3 protein-coding genes and 1 pseudogene are annotated in these 2,826 nt (G+C 71.2%); 1 reads left to right on the forward strand and 3 read right to left on the reverse strand.

Annotated elements, in window-relative coordinates; translation table 11 throughout:
* The coding region (locus FUT87_RS29930; RefSeq protein ID WP_310735169.1) for a glycoside hydrolase family 2 TIM barrel-domain containing protein at positions 1-720 on the reverse strand (720 nt) is incomplete at its 3' end.
* A 71-nt stretch (positions 721-791) separates the two neighbouring features.
* Between FUT87_RS29930 and FUT87_RS29935 the strand changes: the two genes are divergently transcribed.
* Entirely contained in the window at positions 792-1,031 is a 240-nt protein-coding gene (locus FUT87_RS29935; RefSeq protein ID WP_222617108.1) for a hypothetical protein, read from the forward strand.
* 38 nt (positions 1,032-1,069) lie between these two features.
* Here the strand turns inward: FUT87_RS29935 and FUT87_RS31685 are convergent.
* Together FUT87_RS31685 and FUT87_RS10475 are read right to left on the reverse strand one after the other, a co-directional pair.
* A pseudogene (locus FUT87_RS31685) lies at positions 1,070-1,642 on the reverse strand (sugar-binding domain-containing protein); the annotation flags it as partial.
* Between the two features lie 89 nt (positions 1,643-1,731).
* The coding region (locus tag FUT87_RS10475) for a discoidin domain-containing protein (protein WP_147240970.1) at positions 1,732-2,826 on the reverse strand (1,095 nt) is incomplete at its 5' end.

Consider the following 2,826-nt stretch of genomic DNA (forward strand, 5'->3'; position numbering starts at 1 on the left):
CGGGCGGTCGACCATCGTGGACCCGTACTCCGACACGATGGACGGCACGCCCGGATCGAGGAAGAGCGTGGCGCCGTCGCCGTTGTAGCCGGCCACGTCGCCGAGTTTGTCGATCTCGCCGCGCTGGGCGCCGCCGATGGCCACGGGGCGCGTCGGATCGATGCGGTGGAAGAAGGCCACCTCGCGCCGCAGGAAGTCGCGCATCGCCGGCATCGCCTCGCCCTTGGTGAAGAAGGGCTCGTTGCTGGCGCTCCAGAGGAAGACCGACGGCCGGTTGCGGTGGATGCGCACCATCTCCTGGACCTGCTGCAGCACGCTGGCCTCGAAGGCGGGGCGATCGGCCGGGTCCGGCGGATAGGCGCTGGACAGCCAGTTGCCATCGGCGCCGAAGCCGCCGATGCCCCAGAAGGGCGCCTCCGACCAGAACAGCAGGCCCAGTTCGTCGGTCGCCTGCGTGAAGGCTGGCGAGTGCGGGTAATGCGAGCCGCGGATGAAGTTGAAGCCGGCGTCCTTGATCATCCGGACGTCGCGGCGCGCGGCGCCGTCGGTCACGCCGTCGCCCCAGCCGGCCTGGTCCTGGTGCACGTTGGCGCCGACCAGGTAGAGGTGCTTGCCATTGAGGAAGAAGCCGCGGTCGGCGGTGAACCTGAGGCTGCGGATGCCGAAGGGCGTCTCGAAGCGATCGACCGGCCGACCGTCGACGTACAGGCGGCTGATCATGCGGTAGAGATGCGGATGGTCGGGGGGACCACAGCCGCGGGGTCGGGATCGCGGGCATCGTCTGGTCGTAGGTGACGGTGGTGGCGGCGGGCACGCTGCGCTCGCTGCGCCGCGAGGCCACGCGCCGGCCGGTCGCGTCGAGCACCTCGGACACCAGCGCGACCCGGGCCGCGGCGCGGGGGCGGTCGTTGCGCACCTCGGTCTGCACGCGCACGGTGGCGCGTTCGTCCGACACCTGCGGCGTGGTGACGAAGGTGCCGTACCACGCGACATGGATGGGGTCGGTGATGACCAGCCGCACGTTGCGATAGATGCCGCCGGAGAACACATGCTCGCCGGCGCGAGGCGCGACCCGCGCGTTCCACTCGTTGTTCACCCGCACGGCGACCAGGTTGGCCCCCGGTGTCGCGAACGGGGTGATGTCGATGCTGAAGCCGGTGTAGCCGCCGACGTGGCGGCCGGCGCGCTGGCCGTTGACGAAGATTTCGGCGTCCTGGAAGACGCCGTCGAACTCCAGCGCGATGCGCCGACCCTGCGCCGACGCCGGGATGGCCAGCTCGCGCCGGTACCAGCCGATGCTGTTCTCGGGGAACGCGCGGCCGATCGCCTTCGAGCCATGGGGCGAGCTGCCGCGCTCGCTGAACGGCAGTTCCACCGCCCAGTCGTGCGGCAGGTCGACGCGGCGCCACGGCCGGTCGTCGAAGTCCGCCGCGGCGGGCCCGTCGCCGAAGCCGGCCTTGGCGAAGAAGAAGGCACGCGTGCCGTGGTCGAAGTCCTGGGCCGGGTCCCAGGCATGGCCCAGCGCGAAGCGCCAGCCGTCATCGATGCGCACGCGTTGCCGGACATCGTCGGCCGCGGCGGGGCCGGCGATCACGAACATCGCCAGCGCGAGCAGCCAGGAGGTGAGCAGTTGTCGTCTCATGAGGAGGAAGGGCTCGGGCGGCGCGCTCGATCGCGCCGTCCGGTGGTGGGACCTCGCGAGGCCGGCAGGGCCTGGCGAGGGCTCGATCGTCAGTTGGCCGGCTTGCCGATCACCCGCACTTCGCTGAGCGCGGCGGGATGGTCGGGCGTGACGGCGGGGAAGCGGATGCGCAGGAAACGCGCGGCGACCACCGGCTCGAACAGCGCGAACTCATAGCTCTTGCGACCGGCCTTGGCCTCGCCGACCTGGCGCCAGTCGCTGGCGTTGTTGCTGATCTCGACGACGAAGTCGGGCGCCCGGTCATCGGGCAGGATCACCGACAGCCAGTGCAGCGTGTACAGGTTCTCCAGGTCCACGGCCCAGAACGCCGGACCGTCCTTCGCGGCCGCGCGCCACGCGGTCTGCAGCTGGTCGTCGTTGGCCAGCGGCGCCTCATGGCCGGGCGCGGAGCCGCTGGTCGAGGTCGGCCGGCTGATGGTCACGTTGATCGGGTCGCCCTCGAAGGCCTTGCGCGTGACTGGCGGATAGGCGATGACCGGCTGGTCCGGCGCCAGCGGCGATTGCCCCGGGATGAAGGGATCGGGCCCGGTGGTTGTGATCTCGATGCGCGCCGGCTTCAGGCCGGGCGAGCTCGCTTCGATGACGCTGCGCCCGGCGAAGTAGGACCGGAAGCTGATCGCGGCCTGGCCGTCGCGGATGGCGACCAGGGACTGGTGGCTGAAGCGGATGCTGCGGCCCGTCGGGAACTTGCCCGGACCGCTCACGATGGTCAGCGTCACGTCCGGTGAATTGCTCAGCGCGCGGCCCGCCTCGTCCTGCACCGACACCACCAGCTGCGCGTCGTCCAGGCCTTGGGTGCCGTGGATGACGGTCTGGCTGGCCGCCAGGTGCAGTTGCGCAGGCTTGCCGTCGACCGGCCAGACCGGCGGCGGCACGCCGGCGTAGGCGTTGCGATACCAGTGGTACTGCCGCTTGGGCAGGCGGAAGTAGTCGATGAAGCCCATCGAGCCGAACTCGATGGAGGCGATGGAGCCATGGTCGAAACCGGCCCACAGCGCCTCGCCCGAGCGCCACGGGTAGCGCCAGGCGTAGGTGGGCGAGCCCGGGGCGCTCGGCGCGGCGCCGGCCTTGGCCTTCTGGTCCGGCGTCTCGGGCATCAGGCCGAACTCCCCCGGGCGGTCGAC

It is taken from the genome of Mitsuaria sp. TWR114 (assembly GCF_007997345.1).